This window comes from Allobosea sp. GW821-FHT10B12, assembly GCF_059415545.1.
On record NZ_JBWKNL010000004.1, the window covers coordinates 74,199 to 88,137 of the forward strand.

Sequence of the window (13,939 nt, forward strand, 5' to 3'; positions counted from 1 at the left end):
GGGCCGTTAGCCCTGGTTGCGCGCGATCACCTCGGCGGCTGTGAGCGGTCGATAGGCGGAATCGGGCGCGGCGAAGGCCTGCTGCAGTTCGGCCTTCAGCCGCTCGAAAGCGGCCTGCTCCGTGCGTTCCTTATCACGACGGATCAGGTTGCGGACATATTCGCTGACATTCTCATAGTCGCCGTCCGGGCCGACGTTCTCCGCGACGAAGTCGCTCAACGGGCCGCTGATCCGGACGGTCATGGTAGTCGTGCGCGGCATTGGCTCGCTCCTTGTCTTCAATATGCACAAGAATGAAGACTGGTGCCAGCCGCGCTGTCTTGCGCCCTACAGAATGAACCGGCTGAGGTCGGTGTTCCGCGCGAGATCGCCGATGCGCGCTTCGACATAAGCGGCGTCGATCGTCACGCTCTCGCCGCCGCGATCGGTCGCGGTGAACGAGATCTCGTCGAGGATGCGTTCGATCACGGTCTGCAGCCGGCGCGCGCCAATGTTCTCGACGCTCGAATTGACCTCGACCGCGATGCGCGCGATCGCCGCGACCGCGTCCGGTGTGAACTCGATCGCCACCTCTTCGGTCGCCAGCATCGCCACCGACTGCTTGATCAGGCTGGCTTCGGTTTCGGTCAGGATGCGCTTGAAGTCCTCGACGTCGAGCGGCGAGAGCTCGACCCGGATCGGCAGGCGTCCTTGCAATTCCGGCAGCAGATCAGACGGCTTCGAGACATGGAAGGCGCCGGACGCGATGAACAGGATGTGGTCGCTCTTCACCGGCCCGTGCTTGGTCGCGACCGTAGTGCCCTCGATCAGCGGCAGCAGGTCGCGCTGCACGCCCTCGCGCGAGACATCGGCGCCGCCACGGCCCTCGCGGGCGCAGATCTTGTCGATTTCGTCGAGGAAGACGATGCCGTTGTTCTCGACCTCGCGGATCGCCGCCTGGACGATCGCGTCCTGGTCGATCAGCTTGTCGCTCTCCTCGGCGAGCAGCGGCGCGTAGGCGTCCTTGACCAGCACGCGCTTGGGCTTGCCGCGCTGGCCGAAGGCCTTGCCGAGCATGTCGGAGAGGTTGATCGCGCCGATCGAGGCGCCGGGCATGCCGGGCACCTCGAACATCGGTGCGCCAGAGGCCGCCGAGGCGATTTCGACCTCGATCTCCTTGTCGTCGAGCTCGTTGTTGCGCAGCTTGCGGCGGAAGGAGTCGCGCGTGGTCGGGCTGGCCGTCGGCCCGACAAGGGCGTCGAGCACGCGCTCCTCCGCCGCGACATGCGCCTTGGCCTCGACATCCTTGCGCCGGCTCTCGCGCACCAGGCCGATCGCGACCTCGACCAGGTCGCGCACGATCGATTCGACGTCGCGGCCGACATAGCCGACCTCGGTGAACTTGGTCGCTTCGACCTTGAGGAAGGGCGCGTTGGCCAGCTTGGCGAGGCGGCGGGCGATCTCGGTCTTGCCGCAGCCGGTCGGCCCGATCATCAGGATGTTCTTGGGCGCGACCTCCTCGCGCAGCGGCCCTTCCAGCTGCTGCCGGCGCCAGCGGTTGCGCAGCGCGATCGCGACGGCGCGCTTGGCATCCTTCTGGCCGACGATGAAACGGTCGAGCTCGGAGACGATCTCGCGGGGGGAAAACGACGTCATCAAACAAGTTCCTGGATCATGATCAGCGCGGGGCCGTCGCCGGTCTCGCGAACGTCTAGGGCCGTGAAGCCGGCCTTCTCATAGGCGCGGATCGCGGCGAGATTCTCCGGATCGGGATCAATCACCACCCGCGGCGCGCCCTGGGCGAGCAGGTGCCGGGTGAAGGCGCCGATGAAGCGCGTGCCATGGCCCTGGCCGAGCATGTCGGCCTCGCCGATGAACTGGTCGATGCCACGCGTGCCGGCCGGCTGGTCCTGTAGCGGATAGTCCGGCCAGAGCGCGGGATCCCAGCTCTGCTGATGGGCGAAGGGCCGCCCGTCATGGCTGACGATCAGCGCTTCCATGCTGGGGTCGCCGAAGATGCGCGCGATCTCGGCGAGCTCCTCGTCGGGATCGCCCCACCAGCGCCGGACATGGTCCTGCTCGAGCCAGCGCGCCAGCATCGGGAAATCGTCGGGCGTCGCGGGGGCGAAGGCATAGCCGTCGGCGACGAAATTCATGCGGTCTCCAGGCTTTCGATTATGAGCGAGTGATTGGTGTAGACGCAGATGTCGCCGGCGATCTTCATCGCCTTGCGCACGATCGTCTCGGCATCGGCCTCGCCATCGACCAGGGCGCGGGCCGCCGCGAGTGCGTAGTTGCCGCCGGAGCCGATCGCCATCACCGAGCCGTGCTCGGAGGGCTCCGGCTCGAGCACGTCGCCGGTGCCGGAGATCAGCAGCGAGACCTCCTTGTCGGCGACCAGCAGCATCGCTTCGAGCCGGCGCAGATAGCGATCGGTGCGCCAGTCCTTGGCGAGCTCGACGCAGGCGCGCAGCAATTGCGTCGGGAACTGCTCCAGCTTGGCCTCCAGCCGCTCGAACAAGGTGAAGGCGTCGGCGGTCGCGCCGGCGAAGCCCGCGATCACCGCGCCCTTGGCGAGGCGGCGCACCTTCTTGGCATTGCCCTTCATGATCGTCGGGCCGAGCGAGACCTGGCCGTCGCCGCCGATCACGACCCGGCCGCCTTTGCGCACCATCAGGATGGTGGTCGCGTGCATCACCGGGGCATTGCTAGTCTCTGACATTGCGATTCGGTCTCGGGCAAACGGTCAACGGGAACCGCCAACATGTTCAGGCTGAAGCCCGGTATCAAGAGCGACCCGGTGAAACGCTGGAATCTGTCCGAACGGGTCTTCTTCGCCTGCGGCGCCTGCCACATCCTCGCCTACGCCTTTCTGGAAGCCTATCCGGAGCAGGGTTTCCACGCCGTCTGGATCCGGCCGAACGCGGGCTTCACCGGCAACCACGTCTTCGTCACCAATGGCGAGACGGCCTTCGATTTTCACGGTTATCGCTGCGAGGAGGCGCTCATCGCCCATCACTGGGCCAAGGGCCGGCTCTGGTGGCCGGGCTGGGACGGAACGCTGGTGCCCTTGCCGCAGGATGTCTTGGTCAGCGAGGCGAAATCCAAGACTTATGATGGCCTCTGGCTGCGCGAGCCCGGCCAGTTCCTGCATGATGCCTTGCCGCGGGCGCGGGCTTTTTTGGCGCGCTTCGGGCCGCCGTCGTCAGGCGCCGGCCAGGCTGACGGCACACTGCTCGACGAAACGGGCCTGTGCGGCCAGATAGGGGCCGGGGCCGTAGCTGATCCGTGAGACGCCAAGCCGGATCAGGGTCTCGCGATCGGGCGCGCCGCCCATCATCATCACGTTCACCGGAAGCGTCAGCGCATCACAGACCGCCGCGATGCCGCTCTCGTCGAGCAATCCGGGAATGAAGAAGCCGCTGCAGCCCGCCTGCTGATAGGCCTGCGCCCGCTCGATCGCCGCGTCGACGAGGCCGGGGTGGCGCGTCTTGTCGGCCTCCAGCAGGAAAAGATCCGTCCTGGCGTTGATGAACACGGGGATGCCGAGGCTGTCGGCTGCGTTCCGGATCGCCTTGATCCGCTGCATCTGGTCCGCGATCGGATAGAGCGCGCCTGTCCCGACGATCTGGTCTTCGAAGTTCAGGCCGACTGCGCCTGCCGCAATGATCCGCGCGGCATTCTTCGCGACGCCATCCGGCTCTTTCGCATAGCCGCCTTCGAAATCGACGGTCAGCGGCAACGCGACGGCGGACGCGATACGGCCGACGATTGTCTCGATGAAGTCGAGCGGGATCGCCTCGCCGTCGTCGAAGCCATGGGCCGCAGCCACCGACCAGCTTCCGGTGGCGATCGCCTTGCTGCCGGCCTTGGCGGCGGAGCGGGCGCTACCGGCATCCCAGATATTGTAGAGGACGAGCGGTCGGCCTTTGACGTGAAGTGCGGCGAACTGGCCTGCCTTGTCAGCCTGTGTCATCGACCCTCTCCTCACCTAGCCGCGCCGCTGGTAGCGGACCTGCCTGTCGCCTCCTGTCAGCAGACGCGCCCGGTGCTGGGACGACGCGGCAGACCAGCCGAGCTCGGCCGCCTCGATCGCCATGGCCTTCCGGCCGGTCGCCTGCTAAAGCGGGCTCGGTTTTCAGGCGTTACAGAGGTCAGCATGCGTTCGGGCGAAGTGAAGCGCCGCACCAACGAGACCGACATCGCGGTCAAGCTCATGCTCGACGGCACGGGCAAGGCCGAGATTTCGACCGGAGTCGGCTTCTTCGACCATATGCTCGATCTCTTCGCCCGCCATTCGCTGATCGACACCACGGTCAAGGTGAAGGGCGACACCCATATCGACGACCATCACTCGGTCGAGGATGCCGGCATCGCGCTCGGCGAGGCCCTGAAGCAGGCGCTTGGCGACAAGAAGGGCATCCGCCGCTATGCCGACGTCCACCTGCCGATGGACGAGACGTTGACCCGCGTTGCGGTCGACGTCTCCGGCCGGCCGTTCCTGGTCTTCCGGACGCAGTTCAAGGCCGAGAAGATCGGGACCTTCGACACCGAGCTGGTGCGCGAGTTCTTCCAGGCCTTCGCCATCAATGCCGGGCTGACCCTGCATGTCGAGACGCTCTATGGCGACAATGCCCACCATATCGCCGAGAGCTGCTTCAAGGGCTTGGCGCGGGCGCTGCGCGGGGCGATCGAGGTCGATCCGCGCGAGGGCGGCCGCGTGCCTTCGACCAAGGGCGCTTTGTAAGGGATCGCTGCCATGGCGTTCTATCAGGCTCTGATCCCGCCGCCGGGTCCCGGCGGCCTGCGCGAGGAGGTCGAGCAGGCCCGGCTCCTGCCCGAGAGCTTCACCTTTTCGGCCCTGATCTTCGGCGGCCTCTGGTTGCTCTTCCAGCGGCTCTGGCTCGCCTTCATCCTCTATGCGCTGGTCTGGGGCGGGCTGATCTATCTGCAGCGCCAGATCGGTTTCTCCTTTTTCGCGGTGATGCTGTCGCATACTGCCCTTGCGATCTTCCTCGGCTTCGAAGGCCAGAACTTGATCGCGCGCAAGCTGCTGCGGAAGGGCTGGCGACTGGTCGACGTGGTCGAGGCGCCGGACCTCTCCAGCGCCGAGCGCCGCTTCTTCGAGCGGGCCCTGCCGGCCGGCGCGCCGCCGCGGGTGATCGAGACGGCGCCGGTTCCCGCCCGCTTCGCGCCGAGCTCTGCGCCGGTGATCGGCCTCTTCCCCGAGGCGAACGGACGATGACTCAGACCGTCACCATCGTCGATTACGGCTCTGGCAATCTGCACTCGGCCGCCAAGGCCTTCGAGCGCGCCGCCACTGAGGCCGGCATCCTTGCTTCCGTCCGTGTCACCAGCGACCCAGCTGAGGTCCGTGCCGCCGACCGCATCGTGCTGCCCGGCGTCGGCGCCTTCGCCGATTGCCGGCGGGGGCTCGACGCCGTCCCCGGCATGGTCGAGGCGCTGGAGGAGACCGTCCGCGGCAAGGGCCGGCCCTTCCTCGGCATCTGCGTCGGCATGCAGCTGATGGCGAGCCGCGGTCTCGAATACGTGACTACCCCGGGCCTCGGCTGGATCGCCGGCGATGTCGCGCTGATCCGTCCGCAGGACGATGCGCTGAAGATCCCGCATATGGGCTGGAACACGCTGCACCCGCAGGACGAGCACCCGCTGCTCGCCGGCATCGAGACCGGTCCCTCCGGCTGGCACGCCTATTTCGTCCACTCCTACGCGCTGACGGCCGCAAAGCCTGAGGAGGTGCTGGCGCTGACCGATTATGGCGGCCCGGTCACCGCGATCGTCGCGCAGGGCAACATCGCCGGCACGCAGTTCCACCCCGAGAAGAGCCAGAAGCTCGGCCTCAAGCTGATCGGCAATTTCCTGAGGTGGGCGCCGTGATCCTCTTCCCCGCCATCGACCTCAAGGAAGGCCGCTGCGTTCGCCTGAAACAGGGCGACATGGACCAGGCGACGATCTTCAACGACGATCCCGCCGCCCAGGCCGCGACTTTCGAGGCGCAGGGCTTCCAGTGGCTGCACGTGGTCGATCTCGACGGCGCCTTCGCCGGCAAGCCGATGAATGCGGCCGCCGTCGAGGCGATCCTGCAGCGTGTCCACTTCCCGGTGCAGCTTGGCGGCGGCATCCGGGACATGAAGACGGTCGAGGGTTGGCTCGAAAAGGGCGTCGCCCGCGTCATCATCGGCACCGCCGCGGTGCGCGATCCCGGCTTCGTGCGCGAGGCGGCAAAAGCCTTTCCGGGCAAGGTCGCGGTCGGCATCGACGCGCGCGACGGCTTCGTGGCGGTGGAAGGCTGGGCCGAGACCTCGGCGCTGGCGGCTGACGATCTCGGCCGCCGCTTCGAGGACGCCGGCGTCGCCGCGATCGTCTACACCGACATCGCCCGCGACGGCATGCTTCAGGGCATCAACTGGGACGGCACGATCGCGCTGGCGCACGCGCTGACGATTCCGGTGATCGCCTCGGGCGGGCTTGCCTCCATGGCCGACATCGAGCGCCTCTGCGCAACCGACGCCGCGATCCTCGAAGGCGCGATCACCGGCCGCGCCCTCTATGACGGCCGGATCGACCCGGCGGCCGCGCTGACGCGGCTCGCGGCCGCGCCGCCGGCCTGACGGATCAGCGCACGAACTGATTGTAGACCGTGGCGAACTCGCCGGTCGCCTTGGCGAGATGCAGCCACTGGTCGACGAAGGCCTTGAAGACGACGTCGCCGCGCGGCAGCAGATAGCCCATCTCGCCATATTGCAGCGGCTCGTCCGGGTTGATTGCGCACAGACCCGGCTTGCTCTTCTCCTGAACCTTGGTCTCGATCGATTCGGCGATCATGATGTCGGCCTTGCCCGCCAGGATCTGGTCGAAGATCGTGACGTTGTCGGGATAGACCTCGACCTTGGCCTGCTTGAAGTTGGCGCGCACGAAGCGCTCATTGGTGCCGCCCGGATTGACGATGACGCGGGTCTCCGGCTTGTCGATATCGGCGACGGTCTGGAACTTCGCCTTGTCGGCGCAGCGCGCGATCGGCGCCTTGCCGTTGATCAGATAGGGCGCGGAGAAGAAGGCGCGCTTCTGCCGGTCGAGCGTCACCGAGATGCCGCCCATGGCGATGTCGCATTTGCCGCCGGTGAAATCGTTCATCAGCTCGGACCATTTCGTCTGCACGAACTTGGCCTCGACGCCGATGGCCTTCGCCAGCGATTTCGCCAGCTCGATGTCGATGCCCTCGAAGCTGCCGTCCTTGGCCAGCGTGAACGGCTTGTAGTCGCCGGTGGTGCAGACCTGCAGCGCGCCGCGGCTCTGGATCGTCTCGAGCTGGCTGGCCGGGGCCTGCGCCAGCGTGGCGGTGGTGAGGCTGAAGCCCGCAGCGGCGCTCAGAACCGCCAGCTTCAGGCCCTTGAAGGATGCTGTGACCGTCATGGGAATCCCCCTCGCTTTTTGCTTGTGGCGCGCAAGAGAGCAGGGATCGTTCCGGCGATCAATCTGGCCGATGCGTGCCGCGTTTGCGTGCAGTGCAGCAGCGGCGCTATATGCGCCGATCGCTTTGTCGTTCCGCTCCGGGCAGGCCCGCCGATGACCCTGAAGACCCGCATCATCCCGTGCCTCGACGTCAAGGACGGCCGCGTCGTCAAGGGCGTGAAGTTCGTCGATCTCGTCGATGCCGGCGATCCCGTCGAGGCCGCCAAGGCCTATGATGCCGCTGGGGCCGACGAGCTCTGCTTCCTCGACATCACCGCGAGCCATGAGGCGCGGGGCACCCTGCTCGACGTCGTCACCCGTACGGCCGAGGCCTGCTTCATGCCGCTGACCGTCGGCGGCGGCGTGCGCAAGGTCGAGGATATCCGCGCTTTGCTGCTGGCCGGAGCCGACAAGGTCGCGATCAACACTGCGGCCGTGACCAATCGCCCCTTCGTCAAGGAAGCGGCGGAAAAGTTCGGCGACCAGTGCATCGTCGTCGCCATCGACGCCAAGCAGGTCACGCCCGGCCGCTGGGAGATCTTCACCCATGGCGGGCGCAACGCCACCGGGCTCGACGCCATCGCCTTCGCCCGCGAGGTCGTCTCGCTCGGCGCCGGCGAATTGCTGGTGACCTCGATGGACCGCGATGGCACCAAGTCGGGTTACGATATCGGCCTGACCCAGCGTATCGCCGATGCGGTTTCGGTGCCGGTGATCGCCTCGGGCGGCGTCGGCGATCTCGACGATCTCGTCGCCGGCGTGCGCGACGGCCATGCCTCGGCCGTGCTCGCCGCCTCGATCTTCCATTTCGGCACCTACAGCATCCCGCAGGCCAAGGCGCACATGGCCGCCGCCGGGCTGGCGATGCGGCTGGATTGAGCGATGACCGCCTTCACCCTCGCCGATCTCGAACGGATCGTCGCCGAGCGCGCGTCCGCCCCGCCGGAGGAATCCTGGACGGCCAAGCTCCTCGCCGCCGGTCCCGAGCGCGCCGCCAAGAAGCTCGGCGAGGAGGCGGTCGAGGCCGTGATCGCTGCCGTGAAGGGCGATCGCGACGAGCTGATCGCCGAGAGCGCCGATCTGCTTTATCATCTTTTGGTCGTGCTCAAGGCCCGCGATGTTGCATTGCGGGACGTCTTGAGCCAGCTTGAGGCCCGTACCGCGCGCTCCGGCCTGGCCGAGAAGGCGGCGCGGCCCCGCTAGAAGTCGAGGCAGTCGCGTTGAACCTCGAAGCCTGGAAGACGGGGGGCATCATGGACCAGCGTCCGATCGCGGCGCAATCCGCCCCCGACCTGGTCTCGCCCTATCGCACCTTCTCGCGCGACGAGTGGGCGCATCTGCGCGCCGATACGCCACTGACGCTCTCGGTCGACGACCTCACCAGGCTGCAATCGATCAACGACCCGATCTCGCTCGACGAGATCGTCGCGATCTACCTGCCACTCTCGCGTCTGCTCTCGCTCTACGTCGCGGCGACGCAGGGGCTGTTCAAGGCGACACAGCGCTTCCTGATCGCCGAGGCCGAGGTCAAGGTCCCCTATGTCATCGGTGTTGCCGGCTCGGTCGCGGTCGGGAAGTCGACGACGGCGCGCGTGCTCCAGGCCCTGCTCTCGCGCTGGCCGAACACGCCCAAGGTCGAGCTCGTCACCACCGACGGCTTCCTCCTGCCGAACGCCGAACTCGAGCGGCGCGGCCTGATGCAGCGCAAGGGCTTCCCGGAGAGCTATGACAGCGCCGCGATCCTGCGCTTCCTCTCCGATGTGAAGGCTGGCAAGCGCGCCGTCAGCGCCCCCGTCTATTCGCACCTGGTCTACGACGTCGTCCCTGGCGAGCAGGTCACGGTCGAGCGGCCGGACATACTGATCCTCGAAGGCTTGAACGTGCTGCAGGCGAGCCGCTTGCCCCGGGACGGCACGATCATCCCCTTCGTCTCGGATTTCTTCGACTTTTCGGTCTATCTCGACGCCGATGAGAACGACCTGCATCGCTGGTATGTCAACCGCTTCATGACGCTGCGCCAGACCGCCTTCCGCGATCCGCGCTCCTTCTTCCGCAAATATGCCGAGATCGGCGAAGAAGAGGCGCTCTCGATCGCCGAGAGGCTCTGGACTGGCATCAACCTGCCCAATCTGCGCGAGAACATCGTGCCGACCCGCCAGCGCGCCAGCCTGATCCTGACCAAGGGCGCCAGCCACCGCATCCAGCAGGTCGCGCTGAGGCGGCTATAGCGCGGGCCTTAAGCCGCCGACTGAAACCGCGATGACGACCTATGTCGCTCTCCTGCACTCGATCGTGCTCGGCCTCGGCAAACGCGTCGTGATGGCGGATCTGAAGGCGATGGCGGCGGAGCTCGGCTTTGGCGATCCGCGCACCTGGGTCGCCACCGGCAATCTGGTCTTCGAGGCGGACGAAGGGCCGCTTGCGGCGATCGAGGACCGGCTGGAGGCAGCCTTCCGCGCCCGTTTCGGCAAGCATGTCGACATCATCCTGCGTACGGGGGAGGCTTGGCGGCGGCTTGCCGCCCAAAATCCCTTCCCGGACGGGAAAGGCGCCGATATCGGCATCCGCGTCATGCGAAAGCCACTCGGCCCGGACGCTCTGTCCATGCTGCGCGGGATCGCCGCGCCCGGCATCGTGCTCGCTCTTGCCGACGGCGATCTGTGGATCGATTTCGGCGGCAAGCCCGAGGAGACGAAGCTGCTCTCGCATCTGACGACCAAAAAACTCGGCATTGGCACGCTGCGCAACGCCAATACCGTCAAGGCGCTCGCCGCGATGCTGGACTGATGCCCCCCGATCTTTCCGCCCTCGGCCTGATGGCGGGCGCGGCCTTCGTCGCCGCGACGCTGCTGCCGGCCCAGTCGGAGGCCGTCTTCGTCGGCCTGCTGGTGGCGAAATCAGTCGATCCGACGCTCCTCTTCGTCGTCGCCTCGCTCGCGAACACCGCCGGCTCAGTCGTCAACTGGTGGCTCGGCCGGCTGATCGCGACCGGAGGCGTCGAGCGGCTGCCGGCGCGGCTGCGGCCCGACCCTGTTCGGTTCGCCAAGGCGCAGGGCTGGTTCGCCCGGTTCGGCTGGCCTTCGCTGCTTTTCGCCTGGCTGCCGATCGGCGGCGATCCGCTGACCTTCGTCGCGGGATCGCTGAACTATCCGCTGTTGCGCTTCGTTGTGCTCGTATTCATCGGCAAGGCGGCACGCTATGCCTTGCTCTGGGCGGGTTGGGCGGTCGCTGCATAAGCATTTGCGCGGATTCCGGTCTCGGGCTACCAGCGAGGCCCATTCTGATGGAGACCAGATCATGAGCATCAAGCGCATCGCCCCCGGCCCGCGCATGTCCAAGGCCGTCGTGCATGGCAACACGGTCTATCTCGCCGGTCAGGTCGCCGATAAGGCGGCTGGCAAGAGCGTCGGCGAGCAGACCAAGGACATCCTCTCGATCATCGACGGCCTCCTCGCCGAGGCGGGCACCGACAAGTCGAAGCTGCTGATGGTCAACATCTGGCTCTCGGACATGTCGACCTTTGCCGAGATGAACGCTGTCTGGGACGGTTGGGTCTCGGCTGGCAACACCCCGGGCCGCGCCACCGTCGAAGCCAGGCTCGCCGGCCCGCAATACACCGTCGAGATCGCGGTCATCGCTGCGGTCTGACCGCTGTCGCACTAGAGCAGGATGCGAAAAAGTGGGAACCGGTTTTTCGCTGGAATCCTGCTTTAAACTCTTAGAATCGATCACGTTTTGTGAACTTGGATCGCATCGATCCAAGTTCATCGTGATCTAGGGTGGCGGGAAACGTGAATCCGGAACTCGCCACCATCCTGGCCAGGGTCTCGCAGCGCGAGGGCGTTCCCCGCGCGCTGCTGCTGGGCGTGCTCGCTTCGATGGGCGAGGCTTCCGGCAGGCCAGATTTTACTCGCATCGAGCACAATCTGGCGCGCAGGGCCGGTGATTTCCGCAGCCTGCAGGCCCGGCTGGCCAAGCCGTCTGGAGCCGATCCGGAGCGGGACCGGCTGCAGGTTCAGGCGGTCCAGGCGCTGGCTGATGGCCGGCTAGCCGAGGCCGACCGGCTGCTCGCACAAGCCGAGCAGCGCAATCTCGATGGCGCGGCCGCGTCCGATGCGCTGTCACGCGATCGTTTGCTCGCCGCTGCCGCCGGCCGCGCCGATCGTGGCGCGGTGGCGATGCTCCATCTCAATCCGCAAGCCTATCACGACGCCTCCGAGCGCTATGCCGAGGCCGCATTGATCGCCGACTCGGCCGAGCCCGGCAGCGGGCTTACCTATTCGTGGATGCAGGCCGATGCGCTGGCCCGGCGCGGCGCCGATTTTTCCGACAAGGCGGCTTTCGTCGCTTCGATCGGCCAGCTGCGCGGCATGCTCGGCAAGCTCGACAATTTCGACCAGACCGTGCCCTGGGCCGAGACGCAGCTCAGGCTGGCGCGTTCGCTCACCGGCCTGTCGCATTACGAGGGCGGCGGCGCCCTGCTCCGCCAGGTCGTCGAGATCTACCGCACGACCCTGGAGGATCTGACCCGTGCCAAGGCGCCGCGCCTCTGGGCCGCGCTCCAGACCCGTCTCGGCGAGGCGCTGGCCCGTCTCGGCGAGATCGAGGACGATGCCGGCCTGCTCGACGACGGCGTCGCAGCCTTCCGCGCCGGGCTCTCGGGTCTGACGCGGGCCGACATGCCGCGCGAATGGGCGCGGCTGCAATGGGAGCTCGGCAAGGCGCATGTCGCGCTCGGCCTGCGCGCCAGCGGGGTGTCCGCCTTCGAAGCGGCCGTGAACTGCTTCAAGCTGGTGCTCGACGACCGGCCGCGCGACAGCGTTCCGCTCGAATGGGCCGAGGTCCAGGACCGTATCGGCGCCGCGCTCGTCGGCCTCGCCACCTATTATCGCGAGCCGGTCGTGCTCGAAGAGGCGATCGCCGCCTTCGATGCGGCGCTCGAGGTCCGGCGCCGCGAGATCGTGCCCTCGCTCTGGGCCGAGAGCGCCGCAAACCGGGCGGAGGCGCGGCTGGAGCTGGCTGACCGTACCCGCGAACGCGCCGAGGCCGAGAAGGCGACCACCGAACTCGTCATGGCGATCGAGACGCTGCGCGGCCTGGGCCTGCCGGCCGAGGCCAAGCGACGCGAGCCGAAGCTGCTCCAGGCGGCCGCGCTGGTCGAGACGTTGCGGAAGGGCTGATCAGGCCCTGGCGCGCAGCGCGGCGAGCCGCACCAGTGCCTTATCCAGTGTCGCATCGTGCTTGGCGAAGCAGAAGCGCACGACATTGCGCACCGCGCCCTCGGCATAGAAGGCGCTGACGGGAATGGCGGCGACGCCGTGCTCGGCGACCAGCCGCTGGCAGAAGGCGACGTCGTCCGCCTCGCCGAGCGGGCCGATGTCGACATTGAGGAAATACGTCCCGGCGCTCGGCAGCACGCTGAAGCCGAGACCGCTGAGGCCGTTGGCAAAGCGGTCGCGCGAGCGCTGGAAATCGGCCCGCATCCCCTCGAAATAGGCGTCGTCCTTGCCGAGGCCGTAGGCGACCGCCGCCTGCAGGTTCGGCGGCGTGGTGAAGGTGATGTACTGGTGCGCCTTGGCCAGCACGCGCATCAGCTCCGGCGCCGCCATCACCAGACCCACCTTCCAGCCGGTCAGCGAGAAGATCTTGCCGGCCGAGGAGATCTTGACCGTGCGCTCGCGCATGCCGGGACGGCTCATCAGTGGCTTGTGGCGGTGCCCGTCGAAGACGACATGCTCCCAGACGTCGTCGCAGATCGCGATTGCGTCGTGCCGGACGCAGAACGAAGCCAGCAGATCGAGATCGGCCTCGCTGAAATTGGTCGCGGTCGGGTTGAGCGGGTTGTTGAACAGCACCGCCTTGGTCTTCGGCGAGAAGGCTTTCGCCAGCGCTTCCTCGCTGAGCCCGAATTCGGGCGGGGTCAGCGTCACGAATCTGGGAATGCCCCCGGCGCGGCGCACCAGCGGCAGGTAGGCGTCATACATCGGCTCGAACAGCACGACCTCGTCGCCGGGCGAGACGATCGCCATCAGCGCCCCGGCGATCGCCTCGGTCGCGCCCGAGGTCACCATCACCTCGGCCTCCGGATCGAGCGCGAGGCCCTGCCAATGGCGGAAATGCGTCGCCGTCGCCTGGCGCAGCTCCGGCAGGCCCATCATCGGCGGATACTGGTTCCAGCCGTCGACCACGGCCTCGGCCGCCTTGCGGCGCACATCCTCCGGGCCGGGATCGTCGGGAAAGCCCTGGCCGAGATTGACGGCCTGGTGCTCGCGCGCGAGCCGCGACATGGTTTCGAAGATGGTCGTCGGAAGGGCGGAGAAGATCGGATTCATCGCGGCTGGCTTCGCTCGGAAAGGCGGGCGGGAAGGCTTGGAGGTCGCCATAGCACGCGCAACGCCGGTGTGCATCGCCCCGAAAAAGCGGCAGATTATGCGGAGTGATGAATATTGACATTCGTCAGCAGTCAGTATTCTCTATCCCTCAGCCG

19 protein-coding genes are annotated in these 13,939 nt (G+C 67.1%); 12 read left to right on the forward strand and 7 right to left on the reverse strand.

Going from position 1 to position 13,939, the window contains the following annotated elements:
• Window positions 1-6 precede the first annotated feature (6 nt).
• The 4 genes from AC07O0_RS14950 to hslV form a co-directional block, all read right to left on the reverse strand.
• On the reverse strand, window positions 7-261 hold the full coding sequence (locus AC07O0_RS14950; protein WP_494624383.1) for a ribbon-helix-helix domain-containing protein: 255 nt from the start codon (window positions 259-261) through the stop codon (window positions 7-9).
• Window positions 262-327: 66 nt separating this feature from the next.
• The gene (hslU, locus tag AC07O0_RS14955; RefSeq protein WP_494624385.1) at window positions 328-1,635 is read right to left on the reverse strand and encodes an ATP-dependent protease ATPase subunit HslU; all 1,308 of its coding nucleotides are present in this window, start codon (window positions 1,633-1,635) and stop codon (window positions 328-330) included.
• A complete protein-coding gene (locus AC07O0_RS14960; protein WP_494624387.1) occupies window positions 1,635-2,135 on the reverse strand; it encodes a GNAT family N-acetyltransferase in 501 nt (166 codons plus the stop codon). The genes hslU and AC07O0_RS14960 overlap by 1 nt, the downstream gene beginning before the upstream one ends.
• A complete protein-coding gene (gene hslV, locus AC07O0_RS14965) occupies window positions 2,132-2,701 on the reverse strand; it encodes an ATP-dependent protease subunit HslV (RefSeq protein ID WP_494624389.1) in 570 nt (189 codons plus the stop codon). The genes AC07O0_RS14960 and hslV overlap by 4 nt, the downstream gene beginning before the upstream one ends.
• 42 nt (window positions 2,702-2,743) lie before the next feature.
• On the opposite strand from hslV, the gene AC07O0_RS14970 reads away from it, so the two are divergent.
• Window positions 2,744-3,271, forward strand: coding sequence for a hypothetical protein (locus AC07O0_RS14970; protein ID WP_494624391.1), 528 nt, complete (start codon window positions 2,744-2,746; stop codon window positions 3,269-3,271).
• Here the strand turns inward: AC07O0_RS14970 and AC07O0_RS14975 are convergent.
• The gene (locus tag AC07O0_RS14975; RefSeq protein ID WP_494624393.1) at window positions 3,185-3,955 is read right to left on the reverse strand and encodes an isocitrate lyase/PEP mutase family protein; all 771 of its coding nucleotides are present in this window, start codon (window positions 3,953-3,955) and stop codon (window positions 3,185-3,187) included. The two genes, AC07O0_RS14970 and AC07O0_RS14975, sit on opposite strands and share 87 nt — an antisense overlap.
• Before the next feature lie 183 nt (window positions 3,956-4,138).
• Between AC07O0_RS14975 and hisB the strand changes: the two genes are divergently transcribed.
• From hisB to hisA, 4 genes are read left to right on the forward strand one after another with little or no spacing between them, the layout of a single operon-like run.
• Window positions 4,139-4,726, forward strand: a complete 588-nt coding sequence (gene hisB, locus AC07O0_RS14980; RefSeq protein ID WP_494624395.1) for an imidazoleglycerol-phosphate dehydratase HisB — start codon at window positions 4,139-4,141, stop codon at window positions 4,724-4,726.
• A 12-nt stretch (window positions 4,727-4,738) separates the two neighbouring features.
• Window positions 4,739-5,224: a DUF2628 domain-containing protein gene (locus AC07O0_RS14985; protein ID WP_494624397.1), complete on the forward strand. Its 486-nt coding sequence runs from the start codon at window positions 4,739-4,741 to the stop codon at window positions 5,222-5,224.
• On the forward strand, window positions 5,221-5,877 hold the full coding sequence (gene hisH, locus AC07O0_RS14990) for an imidazole glycerol phosphate synthase subunit HisH (RefSeq protein WP_494624399.1): 657 nt from the start codon (window positions 5,221-5,223) through the stop codon (window positions 5,875-5,877). The genes AC07O0_RS14985 and hisH overlap by 4 nt, the downstream gene beginning before the upstream one ends.
• Entirely contained in the window at window positions 5,865-6,611 is a 747-nt protein-coding gene (gene hisA / locus AC07O0_RS14995; RefSeq protein ID WP_494624401.1) for a 1-(5-phosphoribosyl)-5-[(5-phosphoribosylamino)methylideneamino]imidazole-4-carboxamide isomerase, read from the forward strand. The genes hisH and hisA overlap by 13 nt, the downstream gene beginning before the upstream one ends.
• Window positions 6,612-6,615: 4 nt before the next feature.
• Here hisA and AC07O0_RS15000 read toward each other — a convergent pair whose 3' ends face one another.
• The gene (locus AC07O0_RS15000) at window positions 6,616-7,413 is read right to left on the reverse strand and encodes a transporter substrate-binding domain-containing protein (protein WP_494624403.1); all 798 of its coding nucleotides are present in this window, start codon (window positions 7,411-7,413) and stop codon (window positions 6,616-6,618) included.
• A 153-nt stretch (window positions 7,414-7,566) separates the two neighbouring features.
• Here AC07O0_RS15000 and hisF point away from each other — a divergent pair, with 153 nt between their 5' ends.
• From hisF to AC07O0_RS15035, 7 genes are all read left to right on the forward strand, one after another.
• Window positions 7,567-8,331, forward strand: a complete 765-nt coding sequence (hisF, locus tag AC07O0_RS15005; protein WP_057189329.1) for an imidazole glycerol phosphate synthase subunit HisF — start codon at window positions 7,567-7,569, stop codon at window positions 8,329-8,331.
• 3 nt (window positions 8,332-8,334) lie between these two features.
• Window positions 8,335-8,655 (forward strand): phosphoribosyl-ATP diphosphatase, encoded by a 321-nt coding sequence (locus AC07O0_RS15010; protein WP_494624406.1) that lies wholly within the window; start codon window positions 8,335-8,337, stop codon window positions 8,653-8,655.
• A gap of 50 nt (window positions 8,656-8,705) precedes the next feature.
• Complete coding sequence (gene coaA, locus AC07O0_RS15015) at window positions 8,706-9,680, forward strand: type I pantothenate kinase (RefSeq protein WP_494624408.1); 975 nt, start codon at window positions 8,706-8,708, stop codon at window positions 9,678-9,680.
• A 31-nt stretch (window positions 9,681-9,711) separates the two neighbouring features.
• The gene (locus tag AC07O0_RS15020; RefSeq protein WP_494624410.1) at window positions 9,712-10,239 is read left to right on the forward strand and encodes a DUF1697 domain-containing protein; all 528 of its coding nucleotides are present in this window, start codon (window positions 9,712-9,714) and stop codon (window positions 10,237-10,239) included.
• Window positions 10,239-10,688 carry a YqaA family protein gene (locus AC07O0_RS15025; protein ID WP_494624412.1) on the forward strand — a complete coding sequence of 150 codons (450 nt, stop codon included), beginning with the start codon at window positions 10,239-10,241 and terminating at the stop codon, window positions 10,686-10,688. Before AC07O0_RS15020 ends, AC07O0_RS15025 begins: the two co-directional genes overlap by 1 nt.
• A gap of 61 nt (window positions 10,689-10,749) precedes the next feature.
• Window positions 10,750-11,100, forward strand: a complete 351-nt coding sequence (locus AC07O0_RS15030; protein ID WP_494624414.1) for a RidA family protein — start codon at window positions 10,750-10,752, stop codon at window positions 11,098-11,100.
• A 143-nt stretch (window positions 11,101-11,243) separates the two neighbouring features.
• Window positions 11,244-12,632: a hypothetical protein gene (locus AC07O0_RS15035; RefSeq protein ID WP_494624416.1), complete on the forward strand. Its 1,389-nt coding sequence runs from the start codon at window positions 11,244-11,246 to the stop codon at window positions 12,630-12,632.
• Here AC07O0_RS15035 and AC07O0_RS15040 read toward each other — a convergent pair whose 3' ends face one another.
• The gene (locus AC07O0_RS15040; protein WP_494624418.1) at window positions 12,633-13,784 is read right to left on the reverse strand and encodes an aminotransferase; all 1,152 of its coding nucleotides are present in this window, start codon (window positions 13,782-13,784) and stop codon (window positions 12,633-12,635) included.
• Window positions 13,785-13,939: the final 155 nt, after the last annotated feature.

Excerpts from the sequence above, each read along its gene's own strand:
- AC07O0_RS14950 (WP_494624383.1), bottom strand. The coding sequence starts at position 261 with ATGCCGCGCACGACTACCATGACCGTCCGGATCAGCGGCCCGTTGAGC.
- hslU (WP_494624385.1), bottom strand. The coding sequence starts at position 1,635 with ATGACGTCGTTTTCCCCCCGCGAGATCGTCTCCGAGCTCGACCGTTTC.
- AC07O0_RS14960 (WP_494624387.1), bottom strand. The coding sequence starts at position 2,135 with ATGAATTTCGTCGCCGACGGCTATGCCTTCGCCCCCGCGACGCCCGAC.
- hslV (WP_494624389.1), bottom strand. The coding sequence starts at position 2,701 with ATGTCAGAGACTAGCAATGCCCCGGTGATGCACGCGACCACCATCCTG.
- AC07O0_RS14970 (WP_494624391.1), top strand. The coding sequence starts at position 2,744 with ATGTTCAGGCTGAAGCCCGGTATCAAGAGCGACCCGGTGAAACGCTGG.
- AC07O0_RS14975 (WP_494624393.1), bottom strand. The coding sequence starts at position 3,955 with ATGACACAGGCTGACAAGGCAGGCCAGTTCGCCGCACTTCACGTCAAA.
- hisB (WP_494624395.1), top strand. The coding sequence starts at position 4,139 with ATGCGTTCGGGCGAAGTGAAGCGCCGCACCAACGAGACCGACATCGCG.
- AC07O0_RS14985 (WP_494624397.1), top strand. The coding sequence starts at position 4,739 with ATGGCGTTCTATCAGGCTCTGATCCCGCCGCCGGGTCCCGGCGGCCTG.
- hisH (WP_494624399.1), top strand. The coding sequence starts at position 5,221 with ATGACTCAGACCGTCACCATCGTCGATTACGGCTCTGGCAATCTGCAC.
- AC07O0_RS15000 (WP_494624403.1), bottom strand. The coding sequence starts at position 7,413 with ATGACGGTCACAGCATCCTTCAAGGGCCTGAAGCTGGCGGTTCTGAGC.
- hisF (WP_057189329.1), top strand. The coding sequence starts at position 7,567 with ATGACCCTGAAGACCCGCATCATCCCGTGCCTCGACGTCAAGGACGGC.
- AC07O0_RS15010 (WP_494624406.1), top strand. The coding sequence starts at position 8,335 with ATGACCGCCTTCACCCTCGCCGATCTCGAACGGATCGTCGCCGAGCGC.
- coaA (WP_494624408.1), top strand. The coding sequence starts at position 8,706 with ATGGACCAGCGTCCGATCGCGGCGCAATCCGCCCCCGACCTGGTCTCG.
- AC07O0_RS15020 (WP_494624410.1), top strand. The coding sequence starts at position 9,712 with ATGACGACCTATGTCGCTCTCCTGCACTCGATCGTGCTCGGCCTCGGC.
- AC07O0_RS15025 (WP_494624412.1), top strand. The coding sequence starts at position 10,239 with ATGCCCCCCGATCTTTCCGCCCTCGGCCTGATGGCGGGCGCGGCCTTC.
- AC07O0_RS15030 (WP_494624414.1), top strand. The coding sequence starts at position 10,750 with ATGAGCATCAAGCGCATCGCCCCCGGCCCGCGCATGTCCAAGGCCGTC.
- AC07O0_RS15040 (WP_494624418.1), bottom strand. The coding sequence starts at position 13,784 with ATGAATCCGATCTTCTCCGCCCTTCCGACGACCATCTTCGAAACCATG.